The following is a 21,119-nucleotide window of genomic DNA, read 5'->3' on the forward strand; positions in this document are numbered from 1 at the left end:
GCTGTTAATTGTTAAACATCAAACAAAATATATGAGTCAGGAAATAAGAAATCTGGAGCCCAAAGCGCTTTGGAATAAATTTGCAGATTTAAACGCTGTTCCGCGTCCTTCAAAAAAGGAGGAACGTGTAATTGAGTTCATGAAAAACTTTGGGAATAGTTTAGGTCTGGAAACTTTTGAAGATGAAATCAGAAACGTAATCATCAGAAAACCGGCAACTCCTGGGATGGAAAATCGTAAACCAATCGTAATGCAGGGACACCTTGATATGGTGCATCAAAAAAATGCGGATACTGTTTTTGATTTCGATACGCAAGGAATCGATATGTATGTAGATGGAGACTGGGTTCGTGCGAGAGGAACAACTCTTGGTGCTGATAATGGGCTAGGAGTGGCAACAATTATGGCGATTCTGGAAAGCAAAGATATTCCGCATCCTGCAATTGAAGCTTTGTTTACGATTGATGAAGAAACGGGAATGACTGGTGCTTTAAATTTAAAAGGCGGAATTTTACAGGGACAGATTTTGTTGAATCTGGATACCGAAGAAGATGACGAAATTGATATTGGGTGTGCTGGCGGAATTGATGTTACAGCTACAAGAACGTATCATGAAGAAGAAGTTCCGGAAGGCTCTGTGGGTTATACCATTATGGTAAAAGGTCTAAATGGAGGTCATTCGGGAATGGATATTCATAAAGGTTTAGGAAATGCAAATAAGATAATGAATCGTTTGTTGTTTGATGCTTTTGAGAATTTCGGATTGCAGATTGCAGAAATTAACGGAGGAAGTTTACGAAATGCAATCCCGAGGGAAAGTGTGGCAAAAGTAATTATCTCTGAAATGTTTGACGAAGCATACATTTTTGATATGCAGGAAATTATCAACGATATCAAAACTGAATATAAAACAACTGAACCAAACTTGACTATTGAAATTGTAAAAGGAGATTTGCCTGAAAAAGTAATGGATTTAGGTGTTCAGGAAGGAATTATCAGAGCTGTTTATGCTGCTCATAACGGTGTTTACAGAATGAGTGCTGATATGGCCGATTTAGTTGAGACTTCTAATAATATTGCTCGTGTCATTATAAAAGACGGAGAAATTTTGGTTGGATGCCTGACACGTTCTTCGGTTGAATCATCTAAATTTGACTTGGCTAATTCTTTGCGTTCTGCTTTTGAATTGGTTGGTTGTGAAGTAGAACTTTCTGGGTCTTATCCGGGCTGGATACCAAATGTAAATTCTGAAATATTAGAGGTTTTAAAAGATATTTACGAAAAACAGAATGGCGAAAAACCAAAAGTGGTTGCCTGCCACGCCGGTTTAGAATGCGGTATTTTAGGAACTAATTATCCTGATATGGATATGATTTCCTTTGGGCCGACTATTCACGGCGCACATTCTCCTGATGAAAGGGCAAGTATTTCATCTGCTCAGAAATACTGGAAATTTGTTTTGGAAATTCTATCTAACATTCCGGTTAAATAAGTTGGCAGTCGCAGTTTTCAGTAATTAGTTTTGGCTGAGTGCTGAAAACTGCGACTCTATGTAAAAATTAATCCCTTTTGGGAGCGTTTTTCTTTTGTCTCTTTTCTTCCTTTTTTTCTTTAGCCGTTTTTAATGGTTCTTTTTTTGCTGTTTTTTTAGCATCCTGACCCTTTGACATAATATGTTGTTTTTAAATTAATAACATTAAAGTAAATGTAATATTTTTAAAATCTTAAAAGGTATAAAAAATCCCCAATTGTAATAATTGAGGATTTAATATTTTTATAGTAAAATTAATTTCGTTTTAAAACTTTATATTGTTCGTAACAAGCGCTAATGGCATCCATAATTTGTAAATCATTTGCTTCCTGAATAAAAGCTTCCGAGTAATTACAGCGTTCTAAAATTTGAGGAATTTCATCTTTACTGATCCCTAAAAGTACAGATACTGTTTCCCGATCATATTTTGATTCCAAAAGATTTCGAACAGTATCATCTTTCCTCATTTCTTTGAGTTTTTTGAGTTCTCTTCCGTTTTTTCCAAAGAAATTATAAAGCATGTCAGCAGGGTTAAAAATAGATCCTAAAACCTTTCCAAAAGCGTTTGGAGAATATTCACCTGCTTCATAACCTTGTGTAAGGCCGGAAATACTGTAACGGTAGTTTTCTTTGGTCGGAATTAATTTTGAATCTACTTCGAGATAACCGGTTAAATTAAAAGGTGCAATTACTACTTCTTCAAGTGCGATTGCTTTTTCTGTAAGCTGAATTCTTGTAACCTTATTTTTTATCCAGTCGTTTGTTACTCTGATTCTTAGGGACTGAAAGCCTAAAATAGAGAAATGAAGTGTATCGTTGGGTTGTACATCTATTTCAAAATATCCTTTAGCGTCAGACATAGCGCCACGTACTTTGTTGGTGTTGATAACATTTACATTGGGGATTGGTTCTTTGCTATTGTCATTGAATATGTACCCGGAAACTCTTTGTGGGACTGCAGGTGCTGTTTCTTGTGCGAAACTGATGCCTGACAATAGTGTGAAAAAGAAAACTGCGAAATATTTCATATCCTGATTTAAAGCACTAAAAGTAGTAAATCGGGATTAAATATTTTGCAGTTTACGAATATAATTATCAGAAAATTAACAAAGCAAAAAGTATTGCTTTTAGTATTAAAAACTAAAAAGGAGGTAAGGAGAAATATTCTCAATATAAAAAAATCCCAAATTCCAATTATGTCAGGAATTTGGGATATGTATTTTAAGAAGTTAAAGTGTTAATCTCTTCTTGGTCTTCTTGGTCTTGATGAATCACCAAAGCTTTCAGAACGTCTTGGAGCTCTGTCTGAACCTCCTTCGTTTCTTCTGAAACCTCCTTCTCTTGGAGCAGCATTTCTGTCGCTTCTAAAGCCTCCTCCAGAACCTTCACGTCTTGGAGCTGAGTTTCTGTCGCTTCTGAATCCGCCACCAGAACCTTCACGTCTTGGAGCAAAGTTTCCTTCTCTTCTTCCTGAATCACGTCTTCCTCCGCGGTTGTTGTGATCGCGTCTTCCTCCACCGTCATTTTTAGAAATTTCAACATTAATGCGACGCCCTTCTAACTGAACGTTGTTTAAAATATCCATTACTTTGTCAGTATGCTCAGGGTCAGTGTTGAAGAAAGAGAAACCTTCTTTTACGTCTACCTTGAAAACATCATCACGACCTAAGTCTAATGTTTCTTTCAGGTAGTCTTTCAGAGTCATCCAGTCAAAATTGTCTCTTGAACCGATGTTTACAAAATATCGAACCGCTCCGTTATTGTTAAATTCTCTCGGTTCAGAATCGCCTCTTTCGCGTCTTTCTCCAGAAGATTGAGCAGAAATATCTCTGTTCTTTTTGTAATACGTAATGAAACGGTTAAATTCTACTGAAACCATTTTCTTAATCAATTCTTCTTTAGATAAATCTTCAAGAACATTGTTGATTGCTGGTAAATAGTTGTCAATTTCGTGATCAACCTCAGTATCTTTAATTTTGTTAGCTAAGTGTAATAACTGAATTTCGCAGATTTCGATTCCGGATGGAATTGTTTTTTCTTCGAATTTCTGTTTGATGATTCTCTCGATAGAAGAAATTTTACGTAATTCACTTTTTGTAACGATTACAATAGAAGTACCTAATTTTCCAGCTCTACCGGTACGTCCGGAACGGTGGTTGTACGTTTCGATCTCATCAGGTAATTGGTAGTTTACAACGTGTGTTACGTTATCAACGTCAATACCACGTGCAGCAACGTCAGTAGCAACAAGCATCTGAATTTGTCTTCCGCGGAAAGATTTCATAACACCATCACGCTGTGCCTGAGATAAATCTCCGTGTAACGCAGCAGCGCTATATCCGTCTTCAATTAATTTTTCGGCAATAGCTTGTGTGTCTCTTTTTGTACGACAGAAAACTACAGAAAAAATATCCGGATTAGCATCAGCTAAACGTTTCAAAGCCTCGTAACGGTCACGTGCGTTAACTAAGTAAAATTCGTGAGAAACTGTTGCAGATCCTGAGTTTTTAGTACCTACAGTAATTTCCAAAGGCTCGCTCATGAATTGTTTTGCAATTCTGGCAACTTCCTGCGGCATAGTTGCAGAGAACAACCATGTGCTTTTTTCGTCCGGAGTATCTGATAAAATAGATACGATATCCTCATAAAATCCCATGTTTAACATTTCGTCAGCCTCGTCAAGAACACAGTAATCTATGTTTTTAATGTTAACCAGACCTCTGTTAATCATGTCTTGCATTCTCCCTGGAGTAGCCACAATAATTTGTGCACCTCTCTTTATTTCTCTTGCCTGCTCAGTAATACTAGCTCCTCCGTAAACTGCTACCACATTAATACCTTTTTCGTATTTTGAGTAGTTTTTAAGTTCGTTGGTAATCTGTAAACAAAGCTCCCTTGTTGGCGATAAAACTAATGCCTGTGTATTTCTGTTGTCAGCATCAATTTTTTGGATTAGCGGAAAACCGAAAGCTGCCGTTTTCCCTGTCCCTGTCTGAGCCAACGCAACCATATCTGTATCTTTTTCCAATAATAGGGGAATCGCTTTCTCCTGTACTTCCGACGGATTCTCAAATCCTAGATCTAAAATCGCCTTCAGTAACGATTCATTCAATCCTAATTGTTCAAATTTATTCATATGTATTTTTAAAATAGGGTGCAAAATTACTGTTAATATTTCAGATAAACTAATGCATTTTTAAGAATTATGTATTTGTTATGATTTGATAATCAAAAAGTTATGTTTATTGTAAAATCAATTTGATGATTAAAGGAATAATTTTACGTCTGATAATATCAATTTAACCCCTTAAAATGTTGTATTTTAAACAATTATTTGATGGAATTCAGAAAATCAATTAGTTGCTGTGTTGCTTTTGCACGATGACTGATTTTGTTTTTTACTTCTGAAGGCAATTCGGCAAAAGTTACAGTATAATTTTCTGGCTGAAAAACCGGATCGTATCCAAAACCATGATTTCCGGTTTTATCCAAAGTAATATTTCCTTTGGCAATTCCGGTAAATAAATGCTGTGAACCATTTAGATTTAATGCAATAACGGTTTTGAACTGGGCACTTCTGTCGGTTTTATCTTTTAAAACCTCCAAAAGTTTATTCATATTGTCATTCGCATCTTTCTGTTCTCCGGCATATCTTGCAGAGTAAACGCCTGGGGCTCCGTTTAAAGCAGTAACTTCTAAGCCGGTATCATCTGCAAAACAATCGTAACCGTAATTTTCAGTTACATAATTGGCTTTTAAAACAGCATTTCCTTCAATAGTATCTGCGGTTTCGGGAATTTCTTCGTGGCAGCCAATTTCTTCCAGACTTAATATTTGTATGGATCCGTTTAAAATACTCTGGATTTCTTTGATTTTATTTTTGTTGTTTGATGCGAAAACGAGTTTCATATGAGTAGTTTTTTTAAAATAATTCTTTCAGTAATAAAGGCGAAAGCAACGCCAAACAAATAAGCAACAAGATCTGTCCATAAAAAACCCTGTCCCAAAACATATCTTCCAAAAAGTGTTTTTCGAAGAACAATAATCCAGTCTGCCTGATAAAGCTGGAATAATTCAATGCTGTAACAAATAAGTAATGAAAGAATTGCAGCTTGAATTGGTTTATGCTGAATCAGAACGAATCTTACCAAAATATAAATCATAACCGCATAGAGAAAATCTCCAAAACATAAAGGGATAAAATCAATTTTTCGTGAAATGATTCCAAGAAAAATAATAATAATCAATACGATGAAATAACGAATTCTGAGATTTTTCAATGAGGATATTTACTTGTTCTAAGAAAATTAATGATAAACAAAGTTACAAAGAACTTGTAATGGATTTGCTAAATCAGATAATTTATAGAGATTGAAATAAATTAAATCTTATTTTTACTAAAAAAATCAACTCAAATTAACAATAGAATTATGATTATAGATTCATTAGAGAATGCAGCGAAATATGAAGTTTTGCACCCATCTTTTAAAAAAGCTTTTGATTATTTACGCAATAATGATGTACAAAACCTTCCGGACGATTTTAAACATGAAACAGAAGGAGTGAAGTTTTTTGGTTTTAAAGGAAAAGGAAAAACGGTTGAAGAAAGCTTAACGACTTTTGAATGTCATGATAAAAATATTGATATTCAGTTTTGTATCAGTGAAACAGAAACTTTTGCATGGAAACCGAGAGCAAATTGCAAAATTCCAAATGGGAGTTATAATGATGAAAAAGATGTACGTTTTTTTAGCGATGCACCGGATATGTTTTTTCAGCTCAAAGAAAATCAGTTTGTAATTCTTTTTCCTGAGGATGTGCATGCGCCAATGATTACAGACGGAATGCTCAATAAAATTGTAATAAAAATTGAAATATAGCATTAAACCAAAAGTTATGATTAACAAAATATCCAAAGTCGCCTTTACTCTTTTTGTTGTAATGTTGCTGATAAGCTGTAAAAATACCAAACAAAAACTTCAGGAGTATGTTGTTACGTACAACGAAACTATCGCTCCGGGTTTTAGAGCCGAAAATGTAACGCTTACTACAGCAAGAGGTTATATTAATGATAGCAAAATAGAATTGCGTTTTGAAACTAATTTAAAACAAAACGAGAGCAAGAAAGTTGCTACTGCTGTTGCCTTTGCAAGAATGAGACAATCCATGATTAAAAAAGAACAGATTCCGACAGAATTAATAGAAGAAGGAGTAGAATTTCACCTTTATTATTTAGCTGATGATAATACTGTTTTAGGTAAGGAAGTGCTCACAAAGGAATCGCTTCAATATTTAAAATAATCAATCAAATTTTTTTCAATTTCCATAGGTCAATTCTTATATATTAAAAAGTCTCATTAATTTCGATTATTGAGACTTTTTTTGATTTATCTATGCCTTGCAATCATTCAGAATATAACGATCTTACTATTAAAGGGTTGAAGGTTTTTTAATTTTTTAAAATGTTGTTTTTGTGTTAATTTTTTATTATGTTTGAGTTAATATCGAATAAAATTAACTTAAAACGTAGAAAATTATGATTAAAATTACTCAAATCGCATTTGCTTTTATTGTTGCATTGATGTTGGTAAGCTGTAAAAACACCAAGCAAAAAATTCAGGAACACGTAGTAACCTACAATACTTCGAGTTCTATAAAAGGACCAAGTATTACCAGTACCAGTGCTAAAGCATTTTTAAATGATAATAAAATTGAGATTAGAATTGAAACAAATTTAGAAGAAACTGATGAAAATAAATTAACTTATAGTGAGTCATTTCCGGATTTATTGAAAGGGATGATTGAAAACAATCAGATTTCCAGAGAATTAATTGAAGAAGGGGTTAAGTTTGATGTTTATTTTCTGGCTTATAATAATTCCATTATTGCACAAAAATTAGTTGGTCAGGAAGAATTGGCTGCGTTAACAGGTTCAGGCGGTGCAGAAAAAAAAGTAACCGCCAAGCTTTAGTTTAGTATTTTGGACAGCCTAATATAAAATAAAGCCTCTTTGTAACCGAACAAAGAGGCTTTTGTATTTAATTTCGCTTAGTAACATTGGTTAGATTATCCGGGAAATATAATTCGGAAAGGCTGCTAAATTCATCACCTCTCATGAATATATTAATGTCGACATCTGCAAAAGAGGTTTTTCCGGCAGCAGCCAAAAGTTCATTAGCCGAATGAAGTGTGTTTTTATGAAAATGGTACACGCGTTCTGATTTATCGGTAACCACCAAACCTTTCATCAGCATTTTATTCTGAGTAGCTACTCCGGTTGGACATTCGTTATTATGACAACGTAATGCCTGAATGCATCCCAGTGAAAACATAAATCCTCTTGCGCTGTTGCACATATCCGCACCTAAGGCTATTGCATGCAGAATAGAATATCCGGATATAATTTTTCCGCTTCCTATAATGCGTATTTTGTCACGAATATTTAATCCGATCAAAGTTTTATTTACAAAAATTAAAGCCGGTTCAAAAGGCATTCCGACACCATCAGCAAATTCCAACGGAGCAGCACCGGTTCCGCCTTCGGCACCGTCAACGGTAATAAAATCAGGATAAATATCTTCTGCGATCATTTCGTGGCAGATAGCTTCAAACTCCGCGGTGTTTCCGATACATAATTTGAATCCGATTGGTTTTCCATTTGATAAATCACGTAGCTGTTTAATGAAATGAATCAGGCCTTTTGCATCAGAAAAAGCATGATGACCAGGAGGAGAAAGGATCATGGTATGAGGAACTACACCTCGGATTTTTGCAATTTGTTCGGTGTTTTTTGCAGCAGGTAATACACCACCATGACCTGGTTTTGCACCTTGCGAAAGTTTGATTTCAATCATTTTAACGTTAGGAAGATTGGCTTTTTCTGAGAATTTTTCAGGACTGAAATTCCCTTCTGCATCACGACATCCAAAATAACCGGTACCAATCTGCCAGGTAATATCGCCTCCGCCTGCCAGGTGAAATTCGGTTAAACCGCCTTCTCCCGTATTTTGATAGAAATTTCCTTTTTGAGCACCGATGTTTATGGCACGAACCGCATGTTCACTCAGTGAACCAAAACTCATTGCCGAAACATTAAATAAGGAAGCTGAATAAGGTTGTTTACAGTCTTTTCCGCCAACTAAAACACGAGGTAATTCTTCGTTGACTTTTGCAGGGAAAATGGAATGTTTTATTCCTTCATAACTCTCTGTATTTAAGTTTTGCTGCGTTCCAAAAGGTGTACTTGAATCAATATTTTTGGCTCTTTGATAAACCAATGAGCGCTGATTTCTGGAGAACGGTTTTCCGTCTGTAGATCTTTCGATAAAATACTGCTGAATTTCGGGTGCAATCATCTCAAATAAATATCTGAAATAGCCCAGAACAGGGAAATTTCTTAAAATGGCATGTTTTTTCTGCACTGAGTTAAAAATTCCGATAACCAATAAAACAGGAAGGACAATCAATAATAAAAAGCCAAGTTTGAAATAATAATAAATGGCTGCAACAATTAGAAACAATAAGAAGCCGTAGATAAAGAATTTTTTTCTCATGTTTATAAAACTTTAAAAAATGTAATAATTTGAATTAATTGAATCGCAACCGGACGTAAACGTGTTTGATTCCTTTTTTGTCAGACTCTCTTTCGTCTATTTCGAGAATATTGGTAAGTGATTTCAGCATTGGGGTAAGTTTAGAAAAACCATAATTTCGTGGGTCAAATTCGGGTTTTTTCTTTACAATTAAATTTCCAACATCACCAAGAAACGCCCAGCCATCATCATCTTCAATATCTTCTATTGTGGCTTCAATCAATTCGATAGTTTGTTTGTCTACTTTATGAAGCGCTTTTTCAGTCGGTTTTTCAACAGGCTTCTTGGTGTCAGCCGCAATTGTTTTTGGTTTTTTCTTCTGAGTTGCACCATCCAGCACTTCGATATAAATGAATCTGTCGCAGGCAACAATAAACGAATTTGGTGTTTTCTTTTCTCCAATACCAATTACCTTCATGCCTGATTCTCTGAGACGAATGGCCAATCGCGTAAAATCACTGTCACTCGAGACGATACAAAAGCCGTCTAATTTGCCTGAATAGAGCAAATCCATAGCATCAATAATCAGAGCTGAATCTGAAGAATTTTTTCCAACCGTGTAGCTGTATTGCTGGATAGGAGTAATAGCATGTTCCAGTAAAACAGCCTTCCATCCGTTTGAATTCGGTTTGGTCCAGTCGGCATAAATTCTTTTTGTAGTAGGAGTTCCAAGCTTTGCAATTTCTTCCATCATGCCTTTTACATTGCTGTAGGGAACATTATCAGCGTCGATAAGAACGGCCAGTTTTAATTCTTTTGAAGTGCTCAAAGCCATTTTTGATAGTATTAAGTTTAAATTACTATCAAAGTTAAAATTAAAATTGGTTTTTATTCGTGTTTAAGGTTGAATAAGTGTTTTCAGGAGGATTAATTATTTTGTTTATAAATAAATTTCACTTCACTAAAATTAATTAAAGATAAATTTGTCTTTTATTAAAAACCTCTTTATCTTTGTAAGGAATTAAATCACTAAAGGTATGTTTTCAAAAGCGTGTGAGTACGGAATCAGGGCATCTATTTTTATTGCAACCAATTCTTCTAAAGGAATCAGGGTCGGAATTAAAGATGTGGCGAAGGAAATTGATTCTCCTGAACCTTTTACAGCGAAAATAATGCAGATCCTGACTAAAAACGGAATCATTCATTCGGCAAAAGGAGTAGGAGGAGGTTTCGAAGTTTCCGATGAAGCTGTAAAATCAATTAAGCTGATTCAGATAGTTGATGCAATTGATGGTGATAAAATTTACAAGGGCTGTGGTATCGGACTAAAAGAATGTTCCGAAGATCATCCGTGTCCGGTACATCATGAGTTTAAAAAAATAAGAGGACTTCTTTTGGAAATGCTGACAAAAACGACTTTAGAGCAGCTGGCATCTGGAGTAAAATCGGGTGATTTCTTTTTAAAAACACTGAATATAAACGATTAACATTTAATAAATACTTTAAAAATGAGAACTAAAACCAAAATTTCACTATTGATCCTAATGGGATTTTTAACCATAACTTCTTGTGGCAAAAAAGAAACTGCTCCGACAGAAGAATCAACAGAAGTGGCAGAACCATCAACAGAAGGGGTACAGCCTCCTGCAGCTGAAGAAAATATTTTGCTTATTGAAGGAAATGATCAGATGCAATTTAGTACAAACGAATTGAAAGCTGTTGCCGGAAAACCAATTAAACTGACTTTGAAACACGTTGGTAAAATTCCGAAGGAATCAATGGGACACAATTTAGTAATACTTCAGGAAGGAACAGATCAGTCTGCTTTTGCTTTGAAAGCTAATGAAGCTCAGGCAACAGATTATATTCCGGAATCCGAAAAAGCTTCCATTGTCGCTCATACCAAATTATTGGGAGGTGGAGAAGAAGATACAATCGAGTTTACAATTGATAAAAAAGGCTCTTATCCATTTATCTGCTCTTTTCCTGGTCACGTAGCCATGATGAAAGGTGTATTAATTGTTGAGTAAATAGTAACAACTCCAAAATACTGTAAATAGATTTGGAGTTTTTTTAAAATCTAATAAAGGATAAAATTATCTTTTATTGAATTAAAAAAAGATGAAAAGAGAAAAAAAATTGTGGATTGTTTTCGCACTGGTAATGAGTATTTCATTTGCCGTGCTGGGATATTACGGTTATGAAATCTATCAGCAGGCACCGCCGGTTCCGAAAGAAATTGTAACCGATTCCGGAAAAGTTGTTTTTAGCGAAAGCGAAATTAAAGACGGACAAAATATCTGGCAAAGTATGGGTGGTCAGGAAGTGGGATCTATCTGGGGACACGGCGCTTATGTGGCACCAGACTGGACTGCAGACTGGCTACACCGAGAAGCTGTTTTTATACTGGATATTTATGCTCAAAAAGAATTCAATAAAAAGTATGAAGAATTAGATGCTGAAAAAAAATCAGCTTTGCAAATTCGTCTTCAGAAAGATGTGAGAACCAATCGTTACAATGCTGATACTGGTATTTTGACGATTTCTGAAAACCGTTTGGCTGCGATTGAATATTTAAGCGAATATTATAAAGGTCTTTTTACGAATGATCCGAAATTCGATAAACTGAGAGAAGAATATGCCATTCCAAAAAATTCTATTAAGGATGTAGAGAAAATGCATAAAATGAACGCCTTTTTCTTCTGGGCAACCTGGGCAACTGTAACCAATCGTCCGGATGCTGATATTTCATACACTCATAATTGGCCGTCCGATGAATTGGTTGGAAATAATGCGACTACAGAACTTTTGGCTTGGTCTGGAGTAAGTATTATTCTGCTGATTTTGAGTGTAGGAATATTGGTTTTCTATCACGCCAAATCTGGTGAAGAAGAAGAATTTCCGCTTCCAAAAGAAGATCCGCTAATCAAGCAGGGCAAAACGAAATCTATGGGATTGGTAACCAAATATTTCTGGATTGTAAGTCTGCTGATGGTTTTACAAATGGTTTTCGGAATTATTACAGCGCATTATGGAGTTGAAGGAAACGGACTTTACGGAATTCCAATCGATCAGATTTTACCTTACGCCGTAACGCGTACATGGCATACGCAATTGGCTATTTTCTGGATTGCAACGGCCTGGCTGGCAACAGGTTTGTATATTGCTCCGGCAGTTTCTGGGAAAGATCCTAAATTTCAGTGTTTTGGAATCAACTTCCTGTTTATTGCGCTTTTGATTATTGTTTTAGGTTCTATGGCTGGACAATGGTTTGGTGTAATGCAGAAATTAAATTTAGTTCAAAATTTCTGGTTCGGACATCAGGGTTATGAATATGTTGATTTAGGTCGTTTTTGGCAGATTTTCCTTTTAGTAGGACTGTTTTTATGGCTGGCTTTAATGATTCGTCCGTTGCTTCCGGTTTTAAGGAAAAAAACAGAAGAAAAAAACTTAATCATTTTGTTCTTAGTTTCTTGTACTGCAATTGCGATGTTTTACGGAGCAGGATTAATGTGGGGAAGACAAACGAATTTAACAATTGCCGAATATTGGAGATGGTGGGTAGTTCACCTTTGGGTTGAAGGTTTCTTTGAAGTCTTTGCAACTGTTGTAATTGCCTTCTTGTTTGTTCGTTTGGGATTATTGAAAACGAAAACCGCGACTTTGAATGTGCTTTTTGCTACGATCATTTTCATGTCAGGAGGAATTTTAGGAACATTCCACCACTTGTATTTCTCTGGAACACCAACGGCAATAATGGCTTTAGGAGCAACATTCAGTGCTTTAGAAGTGGTTCCGCTGACTTTAATAGGTTTTGAAGCGTATCAAAACTATAAAATCTCAAAATCAACACAATGGATTGCCGATTACAAATGGCCAATTTACTTTATGATTTCTGTAGCGTTTTGGAATTTCCTTGGAGCCGGAATCTTCGGATTCATTATTAATCCGCCAATCGCATTGTATTATGTACAAGGTTTAAATACAACACCTTTGCACGGACATACTGCATTGTTTGGAGTGTACGGAATGTTAGGAATTGGTTTGGTTCTTTTTGTATTGAGAAGTTTATATCGAGATGTTAAATGGAATACCAAACTACTCAAAATCACTTTCTGGTCTTTAAATATTGGTTTATTCCTAATGGCAATTCTGAGCTTATTACCAATTGGAGTTTGGCAGGCAATTGAGAGCATCAATCACGGAATGTGGTACGCTCGTTCATCAGAATTAATGCAGCAGCCAACAATGATTACGCTAAAATGGCTTCGTGCTATTGGAGATTCAATTTTCGGAATCGGATTTATTACAATGGCCTGGTTTGTATTTGAACTGACATTAAAAACAAAAAATAAAAACACAAAAAATATAAATTGATTATCATGGAAAATTTAAAAAACAAAACAATAGGATCGTTTGTAGCTGAAGACTTTAGAACAGCTGCAGTTTTTTCAAAATATAGAATAGATTTTTGCTGTAAAGGAAACCGAACAGTAACTGAAGTTTGCGAAAAACAAAATATTGATGTGGATACTTTATTAGAAAATGTATTGCAAGTTGTGCAATCAGAAAACAGCGGAACGATCGATTTCAATTCATGGCCTTTGGATTTATTGGCAGATTATATTGAGAAAACACACCACCGTTATGTGGAAGAAAAAACAAACGTTTTGCTTCCGTTTTTAGATAAATTATGCAAAGTGCACGGTGCACATCATCCGGAATTATTTAAAATAAAAGAATTGTTTATTGGCTGTGCGGGTGAATTATCTCAGCACATGAAAAAGGAAGAGCTGGTTTTATTTCCATTTATAAAACGAATGGTGAAAACCAAAGAATCTGATGGAATTTTATCTCAGCCCTCTTTCGGAACTGTTTCAAATCCGATTGCGATGATGATGCACGAACACGATAATGAAGGTGAGCGTTTTAGAGAAATTGCTGCGTTGACAGATAATTATACTCCACCAGCAGATGCTTGTACAACTTACAGAGTGACTTTTGCGATGCTGAAAGAGTTTGAGGCAGATTTACACAAACACATTCATTTGGAAAACAATATTTTATTTCCAAAAGCAGTGATTTTAGAAAAAGACTTTGTTGAGGTAGTATAAAAGGTTAATTTTAATAGTTTGAAAACATCGGTAATAATCTTCTAAAATGATAATTATCGGTGTTTTGTTTTTAAACCATAATAAGGAATATAAGTTCATTTTAGCAAACCTTATAATTTCTTATATTATTTATATGGTTTAACTATTTAATGTCTTTACAAGTTATAATATGAATTCTCAAAAAGCGTGGATACTTTGCTGTTTTTTTAATTTTCTGATGGCTTGCGTTTTCGGATTATTAATGCGCTTTATGTATCTCTTTCCCTTAGGTTTTTTAAACTACATTTTTCTGCTTCACGCACATTCGCATGTTGCCATGTTAGGCTGGGTTTATTTGATCGTTTATGTTTTGGTGGTTCATTTTTTTATTCCGAAAGAAAAAAGTCAGAAACCCATTTATAACCGATTATTTTGGCTGACAGAGTTTTCAGTAATCGGAATGATGATTGCTTTTCCGGTTCAGGGATATGCTTTGTTTTCGATTATTTTCTCAACGATGCATATTTTGCTGAGCTATGTTTTTTGCCGTTTGGTTTGGAAAGATTGTGCCAAAGATAAATCGCCATCACAAAGACTGTTGTTGCTTTCGATTCTGTTTATGATTTTATCAACATTCGGAGTTTGGTGTCTCGGATCCGCTGTTAGCACGTTAGGAAAACAAAGTGCTTTTTATCAGATTGCGATTCAGTTTTTTCTTCATTTTCAGTTTAATGGATGGTTTATTTTGGCGATTTTGGCTTTGTTTTTAAAACAATTTCAAAATAAAATTGATGAGGTAAAGTTTAAGAAGTTTTACTTTTCGATTATTATTTCTACGTTTTTAACAGTTTGTTTTCCAGTTCGCTGGTTCATCGAAAATGATATTTTGAGTTATATCAATGGTTTAGGAGTTTTAATTCAATTAGGTGCTTTTGTTTATTTCTATAAAATGCTTAAACCGCAAATTCATCATTTTAAAAACTCTTTAGAGCAAACCACTAAAATAGTGTATGGTTTGGCATTGTGTTCTTTGTTTTTGAAAGTCGGAATTCAATTGCTGACTATTTTTCCAAATTTAGCTGAAGTTTTCCATCAAATCAGAAATTTTGTAATTGGATTTATTCATTTAACAACTTTAGGAATCATAACAGGATTTTTATTTGGAATTTTACTGCAGAATAAAATGCTTTCTGCTAATTCTTCGACATTAAAAATAGGAGTGAAGTGTTTTACCTCAGGATATATTTTGACAGAAGTTTTGTTGTTTTTTCAGGGATGGTTTTTCTTTTTTGGAAAAGGAAGTTTATCAGGATATTTTTACAGTATTTCGATTTTTAGCATTCTTCTGGTTCTTGGTTTGGCTCTAATTGGTGCGTCTATTGGCAATAAAGAAATGTGATCGGCTTATTAATTTGGAGGGTAAATTCTTTTTTATTGTAATTGTATATTCGTTTTTTTATGAATTACTTCAGGTTTAGTCTTGTTAAATAGATTATCCTGAGTATTTTTCAATAAAAATAAATGACTCTCTGAATTTTAGAATAATAATGATTATTTTTGCTCGCTGATTTAAGTTAAAATTATTACGACATATTATATTATGGTAAAAGATTTATTCGAAAGAATTCAGGACAATAAAGGACCTTTAGGAAAATGGGCTTCTCAGGCAGAAGGATATTATGTTTTTCCAAAATTAGAAGGTGAATTAGGTCCAAGAATGAAATTTCACGGAAAAGATATCCTAAACTGGAGTTTAAATGATTATTTAGGTTTAGCAAATCATCCGGAAGTTCGTCAGGCAGATACAGACGCAGCAATTCAGTTTGGTGCTGCTTATCCGATGGGGGCTCGTATGATGTCTGGACACACTAAGTATCACGAACAATTAGAGAATGAATTGGCAGAATTCGTAATGAAAGAATCTGCTTATTTATTAAACTTTGGTTACCAGGGAATGGTATCGATTATTGATGCTTTGGTTACTAAAAATGATATCATTGTTTACGACGTAGATTCACATGCTTGTATCATTGATGGTGTTCGTTTACACATGGGTAAACGTTTTACATACAAACACAATGATTTGGAGAGTATGGAGAAAAACCTGCAGCGTGCTACAAAAATGGCTGAAGAAACAGGCGGAGGTATTTTATTCATTACCGAAGGAGTTTTTGGAATGCGCGGACAACAGGGAAAATTAAAAGAAATCGTTGCTTTTAAAGAAAAATACAATTTCCGTTTATTGGTAGATGATGCACATGGTTTTGGTACACTTGGTAAAACTGGTGCCGGAGCAGGTGAGGAGCAGGGAGTTCAGGACGGAATTGATGTGTATTTCTCTACTTTTGCAAAATCTATGGCGAATATCGGTGCTTTCGTAGCAGCTGACAAAACAGTTATCGATTATTTGAAATACAATTTGCGTTCTCAAATGTTTGCCAAAGCTTTACCAATGATTCAGACAATCGGTTCATTGAAACGTTTAGAATTACTACGTAAATCTTCTGCAATTAAAGATAAACTTTGGGAAAACGTAAATGCATTGCAAAGCGGTCTTAAAGAAAAAGGATTTAATATTGGAGATACAAATACTTGTATTACACCAGTTTACTTAGAAGGAAGTATTCCTGAAGCAATGGTAATGGTAAACGATTTAAGAGAAAACTATGGTATTTTCCTTTCTATTGTGGTTTATCCGGTTATTCCAAAAGGAATTATTTTATTAAGAATGATTCCTACGGCTTCTCATACTTTGGCTGATATTGAGGAAACATTAACAGCTTTCGAAGCTATCCGCGAGAAATTAGTTAATGGAACATACAAAGAAATTGCAGAGCGTACCACAGTAGACGTTTCGTAATGAACATATTGTCACGTGGGAATTATATAAAAAAATCCATTCGTTATGCGAGTGGATTTTTTTTATTTAAATTAATTTTAAGATACTAATCAGTAAAAAAAATAATTATGAAAAAAGTATCAGCAATAATAATTATCATGGCAGTTTTTTTTATTTCATGTAAAAAAGAGACAACTCTGCCACCACCGCAAATAACTCCAAATCCTCCAAAAGAAGCTGAAATTATTGAGCCTGCCGGAGATCAGTGTTATGTTTCAACAGCAAATAAAAGCATTATAAAATTGAGTTTTAATGTAAACTCACATCAGGAAGTAAACGGTAAACTGAGTTATGATTTATACGGAAAAGATAAAAACGAAGGAACTTTGATAGGTAATATGAAAGGAGACACCCTGATTGCCGATTATACTTTTATTTCAGAAGGTGTTTCTTCGGTAAGGGAGGTTGCTTTTCTGCAAAAAGACGGAACTTTTATTGAAGGTTATGGGGAAACCGCTGTAGCTAATGATAAGGTAAGTTTTAAAGATAAAAAAGCGTTGAAATTTGATGCAAAAAATACACTAATAAAAGTTGATTGTACAGAATAAACAATTTTTTTGATTCCGGACTCTTGCAAAAGCTGGAGTCCGGAATTATATATTAATTCGCTTTTATTTTTTACGCTCCAATAAAGCCATGTAAAAACCGTCAAAGCCTGATTCTGAAGCCAGTAATTTACGGTCTTCTATAAAAGTAAATTGTTTTCCGATTTCAGTTTTTAGGAATTTTTCTACCTGCTCCTGATTTTCAGAAGGCAATACAGAACATGTTGCGTAAACTAATTTTCCGCCAGGTTTAACGATTTTAGAATAACTTTCTAAAACCTCAGACTGAACTTTACGGATGTTATCGATAAATTCTGGTTGCAGTTTCCATTTAGAATCAGGATTTCTTTTTAAAACTCCCAATCCGCTGCAAGGGGCATCAATCAAAACACGATCTGCTTTTTCATGAAGCTTTTTGATTACTTTTGTAGTGTCTATAATGCGGTATTCGATATTAAAAGCACCGTTTCTTTTGGCTCTTAATTTTAATTGTTTCAGTTTACTTTCGTACAAATCCATTGCAATCAATTGTCCTTTATTCTCCATTAAAGAAGCAATATGCAATGTTTTACCTCCTGCACCTGCACATGTATCTACAACACGCATACCAGGTTTCACATCGAGAAAACCGGCAACCAGTTGTGAGTTTGCATCCTGTACCTCAAAAAGTCCTTGTTTAAAAGCGTCAGTCAAAAATACATTCGCTCTTTCTTTCAAAACCAAAGCTTCAGGCTGATCTTTTAAATATTCTGTTTCAATATTCAAATCCATCAATGTATTTCTAAGGCTTTCTTTGGTTCCTTTAAGGGTATTAGTTCTTAAAATAACTTTTGCTGGCTGGTTTTGGGCTGTGATTTCTTTTGACCAGACTTTTTCACCTAATTCTTTCACTCCTAGTTCATCCATCCAGTCCGGGATAGATTCTTTTAAAGCCCTAACTTTTGAAAGCTCGTCAAAACGTCCTTTTATTTTTCTTTCCGGAGTACCTTCCAGTTGTCTCCAGTCCGGAATAGGATATCCTCTTAAAACTGCCCAAACCGCAAACATTCTCCACAAATTATCTCTGTCGTAAGGTTCTTTAACTTCGGCAATTTCAGCATATAATCGTTTCCAGCGAACAATTTCGTATATCGTTTCAGCAACAAACTTCCTGTCAGAACTTCCCCAACGTTTGTCTTTTTTTAATGCTCTGGCTACCACTTTATCTGCATATTCTCCTTCATTGAAAATTGCATTCAAAGAATCGATGGTAGTATAAACTAAATTTCTGTGTAATCTCATTTTAATTATTTGAGTTGCAAAGGTACTATTAATTGATTGAAAGTTAAATTTAAAATTTTGATTGTTATTTTAACTTTCGATAAAAAAGAAAAAACACTCTGATAAAGTATAAAAGAGTGTTTTTTGAATTCCTTTTTAAAGGGACGATTTATTTTATGATTCTTGTTAAGCCAATATTCTCCGGAGCGTGAAGTACCATCGGGAATTTTTCTATTTTTACTGAACTGCTGTCTAAGCCAAAAGCACTTTCTTCAGACAAACTTAATTTTTTGATTAAAAAGTAGGAGTTCATAATTATTTTTTCATGCCATAATAAATCAGAATCATTAGAGAGGAATTTCTCAGATAATACAAATTTGAAATCTCCAACTATATTATTTTTATTTAATGATTCGTAACGGCTGGTAATGTCAACTTCTCCATTTTTTACCATATCCCTGATAACTTCCCTAAACATCAAATTGATTTTTGTAGGCTCTCTAAATCCTAAATTAAAATCAATTCTGTAAATATCATCTTTGACAATTTCTGTTACTTTATATTGTGTTTTATAAGGTTCAGTTAAAATATTTACGTGAACAAACCAATAAATGTCTGCTCTCTTTGGACGCTTTTGTAAGATCGAATATATTACTTTTTGCTCTAACTCATCAACGCGGTTTGCATTGGTCATGTAAACTAAATGTGTAGCATATTTTGGAATCGATAAATCTTCACTTAGTTCCATTAATACTTTCTTGTAATCATCAATTTTAACAATCTGGGTGTAGCTTTTATTGATTTTCTTAGCCACATACCAAACTGTCATTACTGAAATCAGCATAATTGCGATGATTAAAGTTACATAACCGCCTTCGGCAAATTTTGTAATATTAGCAAGTAGAAAACAGCCTTCAATTACCAGATAAATTGTAATCAGGGGAACCATAAAATACAATTTTACCCTTTTCATAATCAGGTAATAATTTAGCAAAATCGTAGTCATAATCATACATAATACAATTGCCAGACCATAAGCATGTTCCATATTGCTAGATTCCTCGAAGTGCAGAACGATTCCGACACAACCAAAAAACAACAGCCAGTTAATAGACGGAATATATAATTGACCTTTTACTTCTGTAGGATATTTGATTCGTACTTTTGGCCAGAAATTCAGTCGCATTGCCTCATTTATTAGAGTAAACGAACCACTGATGAGTGCCTGAGAGGCAATTACTGCTGCAAGTGTAGCCACAATAATTCCGAAAGGAAGAAACCAGTGAGGCATAATTAAGTAAAATGGATTACCATTTTCACCTCCTAATTGTTGCAAAGTAGCGCCTTCATGATGTGTTAAGTAAGCTGCCTGACCAAAGTAGTTTAAGACCAAAGTTAGTTTTACAAAAATCCAGCTGATTCTGATGTTTTTTCTTCCACAATGTCCCATGTCTGAGTACAATGCTTCTGCTCCGGTTGTACATAAAAATACAAAACCAAGTACAAAAAAACCATCAGGATGAATAGATAGCAGGTGATAGGCATAATATGGATTAATCGCTTTGAAAACTTCAGGATGCTCCAAAATCTGAATAACTCCCAAGGTTCCCAGCATTGCAAACCAGATAAGCATCATAGGTGCAAAAAACTTTCCAACTAATTTAGTTCCAAATTGCTGAATTGTAAACAAAACAAACAAAATTCCGATTACAATAGGTATTGTATTAATTTCCGGATAATACGTTTTTATTCCTTCTACAGCTGATGAAACCGAAATGGGCGGTGTTATGATTCCGTCGGCTAATAAAGCACTTCCTCCAATAATGGCTGGTACAATAAGCCATTTTATTTTGGTTTTTTTTACCAGAGCATATAAGGCAAAAATACCTCCCTCTCCATGATTGTCAGCACTTAAGGTGATAAGTACATATTTAATAGTTGTTTGAAGTGTCAGAGTCCAGAAAACGCAGGAAATACCTCCTAAAACAATATCAGCATCAATTGTGTGACCGCCAAGAATGGCCTTCATTACATACAACGGAGATGTGCCAATATCTCCATAAATAATTCCTAATGTGATTAATAAACCTCCAATAGACAACTTACTGTGTAAGTTTTTATGCGCTGCGCTCATGTAAATTTTATAAAAGACGGTTGCAAATTTACTGTTTTAAAACAAATTAGAGATCAATTATGATTAAAAAGAACAAAAAAAAACACAATCGTTAGATTGTGCTCTTTTTGATATAAAACTTATTT

The 21,119-nt window shown here is 34.5% G+C and carries 19 protein-coding genes; 11 read left to right on the forward strand and 8 right to left on the reverse strand.

Features of this window, described 5'->3' with window-relative positions:
* Positions 1-31 precede the first annotated feature (31 nt).
* Positions 32-1,492, forward strand: a complete 1,461-nt coding sequence (locus AAEO57_RS11750; RefSeq protein WP_341692797.1) for an aminoacyl-histidine dipeptidase — start codon at positions 32-34, stop codon at positions 1,490-1,492.
* A gap of 293 nt (positions 1,493-1,785) precedes the next feature.
* Here the strand turns inward: AAEO57_RS11750 and AAEO57_RS11755 are convergent, their stop codons facing one another.
* From AAEO57_RS11755 to AAEO57_RS11770, 4 genes are all read right to left on the reverse strand, one after another.
* Complete coding sequence (locus AAEO57_RS11755; protein ID WP_341692799.1) at positions 1,786-2,559, reverse strand: carboxypeptidase-like regulatory domain-containing protein; 774 nt, start codon at positions 2,557-2,559, stop codon at positions 1,786-1,788.
* A 209-nt stretch (positions 2,560-2,768) separates the two neighbouring features.
* Positions 2,769-4,667, reverse strand: a complete 1,899-nt coding sequence (locus AAEO57_RS11760) for a DEAD/DEAH box helicase (protein ID WP_341692801.1) — start codon at positions 4,665-4,667, stop codon at positions 2,769-2,771.
* Positions 4,668-4,861: 194 nt separating this feature from the next.
* Positions 4,862-5,440, reverse strand: coding sequence for a non-canonical purine NTP diphosphatase (locus AAEO57_RS11765; RefSeq protein ID WP_341692803.1), 579 nt, complete (start codon positions 5,438-5,440; stop codon positions 4,862-4,864).
* Entirely contained in the window at positions 5,437-5,811 is a 375-nt protein-coding gene (locus tag AAEO57_RS11770; protein ID WP_341692805.1) for a ribosomal maturation YjgA family protein, read from the reverse strand. Before AAEO57_RS11770 ends, AAEO57_RS11765 begins: the two co-directional genes overlap by 4 nt.
* A 150-nt stretch (positions 5,812-5,961) precedes the next feature.
* Between AAEO57_RS11770 and AAEO57_RS11775 the strand changes: the two genes are divergently transcribed.
* From AAEO57_RS11775 to AAEO57_RS11785, 3 genes are all read left to right on the forward strand, one after another.
* Entirely contained in the window at positions 5,962-6,411 is a 450-nt protein-coding gene (locus tag AAEO57_RS11775; RefSeq protein ID WP_341692807.1) for a NanQ anomerase/TabA/YiaL family protein, read from the forward strand.
* Between the two features lie 16 nt (positions 6,412-6,427).
* Positions 6,428-6,832: a hypothetical protein gene (locus AAEO57_RS11780; RefSeq protein ID WP_341692809.1), complete on the forward strand. Its 405-nt coding sequence runs from the start codon at positions 6,428-6,430 to the stop codon at positions 6,830-6,832.
* 235 nt (positions 6,833-7,067) lie between these two features.
* Positions 7,068-7,502 (forward strand): hypothetical protein, encoded by a 435-nt coding sequence (locus AAEO57_RS11785; RefSeq protein ID WP_341692811.1) that lies wholly within the window; start codon positions 7,068-7,070, stop codon positions 7,500-7,502.
* A 67-nt stretch (positions 7,503-7,569) separates the two neighbouring features.
* Here AAEO57_RS11785 and AAEO57_RS11790 read toward each other — a convergent pair whose 3' ends face one another.
* Positions 7,570-9,084, reverse strand: a complete 1,515-nt coding sequence (locus tag AAEO57_RS11790) for an FMN-binding glutamate synthase family protein (protein WP_341692812.1) — start codon at positions 9,082-9,084, stop codon at positions 7,570-7,572.
* Between the two features lie 34 nt (positions 9,085-9,118).
* Positions 9,119-9,898, reverse strand: a complete 780-nt coding sequence (locus AAEO57_RS11795; RefSeq protein ID WP_341692814.1) for an NYN domain-containing protein — start codon at positions 9,896-9,898, stop codon at positions 9,119-9,121.
* Between the two features lie 202 nt (positions 9,899-10,100).
* Here AAEO57_RS11795 and AAEO57_RS11800 point away from each other — a divergent pair, with 202 nt between their 5' ends.
* The 7 genes from AAEO57_RS11800 (at position 10,101) to AAEO57_RS11830 (ending at position 17,603) form a co-directional block, all read left to right on the forward strand.
* Positions 10,101-10,550: an RrF2 family transcriptional regulator gene (locus tag AAEO57_RS11800; protein ID WP_243232529.1), complete on the forward strand. Its 450-nt coding sequence runs from the start codon at positions 10,101-10,103 to the stop codon at positions 10,548-10,550.
* Positions 10,551-10,571: 21 nt separating this feature from the next.
* Positions 10,572-11,093 (forward strand): azurin, encoded by a 522-nt coding sequence (azu, locus tag AAEO57_RS11805; protein WP_341692819.1) that lies wholly within the window; start codon positions 10,572-10,574, stop codon positions 11,091-11,093.
* A gap of 91 nt (positions 11,094-11,184) precedes the next feature.
* Entirely contained in the window at positions 11,185-13,440 is a 2,256-nt protein-coding gene (locus tag AAEO57_RS11810; protein ID WP_341692821.1) for a nitric-oxide reductase large subunit, read from the forward strand.
* A 5-nt stretch (positions 13,441-13,445) separates the two neighbouring features.
* A complete protein-coding gene (gene ric, locus AAEO57_RS11815) occupies positions 13,446-14,177 on the forward strand; it encodes an iron-sulfur cluster repair di-iron protein (RefSeq protein ID WP_341692823.1) in 732 nt (243 codons plus the stop codon).
* A 250-nt stretch (positions 14,178-14,427) separates the two neighbouring features.
* A complete protein-coding gene (locus AAEO57_RS11820; RefSeq protein ID WP_341692825.1) occupies positions 14,428-15,555 on the forward strand; it encodes a hypothetical protein in 1,128 nt (375 codons plus the stop codon).
* 201 nt (positions 15,556-15,756) lie between these two features.
* On the forward strand, positions 15,757-17,016 hold the full coding sequence (gene capB, locus AAEO57_RS11825; protein WP_341692827.1) for a cysteate-C-fatty acyltransferase: 1,260 nt from the start codon (positions 15,757-15,759) through the stop codon (positions 17,014-17,016).
* 107 nt (positions 17,017-17,123) lie between these two features.
* Positions 17,124-17,603: a hypothetical protein gene (locus AAEO57_RS11830; RefSeq protein ID WP_341692829.1), complete on the forward strand. Its 480-nt coding sequence runs from the start codon at positions 17,124-17,126 to the stop codon at positions 17,601-17,603.
* A gap of 63 nt (positions 17,604-17,666) precedes the next feature.
* On the opposite strand, the gene AAEO57_RS11835 is transcribed toward AAEO57_RS11830, so the two are convergent.
* Both AAEO57_RS11835 and AAEO57_RS11840 read right to left on the reverse strand, forming a co-directional pair.
* Complete coding sequence (locus AAEO57_RS11835) at positions 17,667-18,881, reverse strand: RsmB/NOP family class I SAM-dependent RNA methyltransferase (RefSeq protein WP_341692831.1); 1,215 nt, start codon at positions 18,879-18,881, stop codon at positions 17,667-17,669.
* Positions 18,882-19,029: 148 nt separating this feature from the next.
* Positions 19,030-20,994 (reverse strand): KUP/HAK/KT family potassium transporter, encoded by a 1,965-nt coding sequence (locus AAEO57_RS11840; protein WP_341692833.1) that lies wholly within the window; start codon positions 20,992-20,994, stop codon positions 19,030-19,032.
* Between the last annotated feature and the right edge of the window lie 125 nt (positions 20,995-21,119).

Source organism: Flavobacterium calami (genome assembly GCF_038290035.1).
Classification (GTDB): domain Bacteria; phylum Bacteroidota; class Bacteroidia; order Flavobacteriales; family Flavobacteriaceae; genus Flavobacterium; species Flavobacterium calami.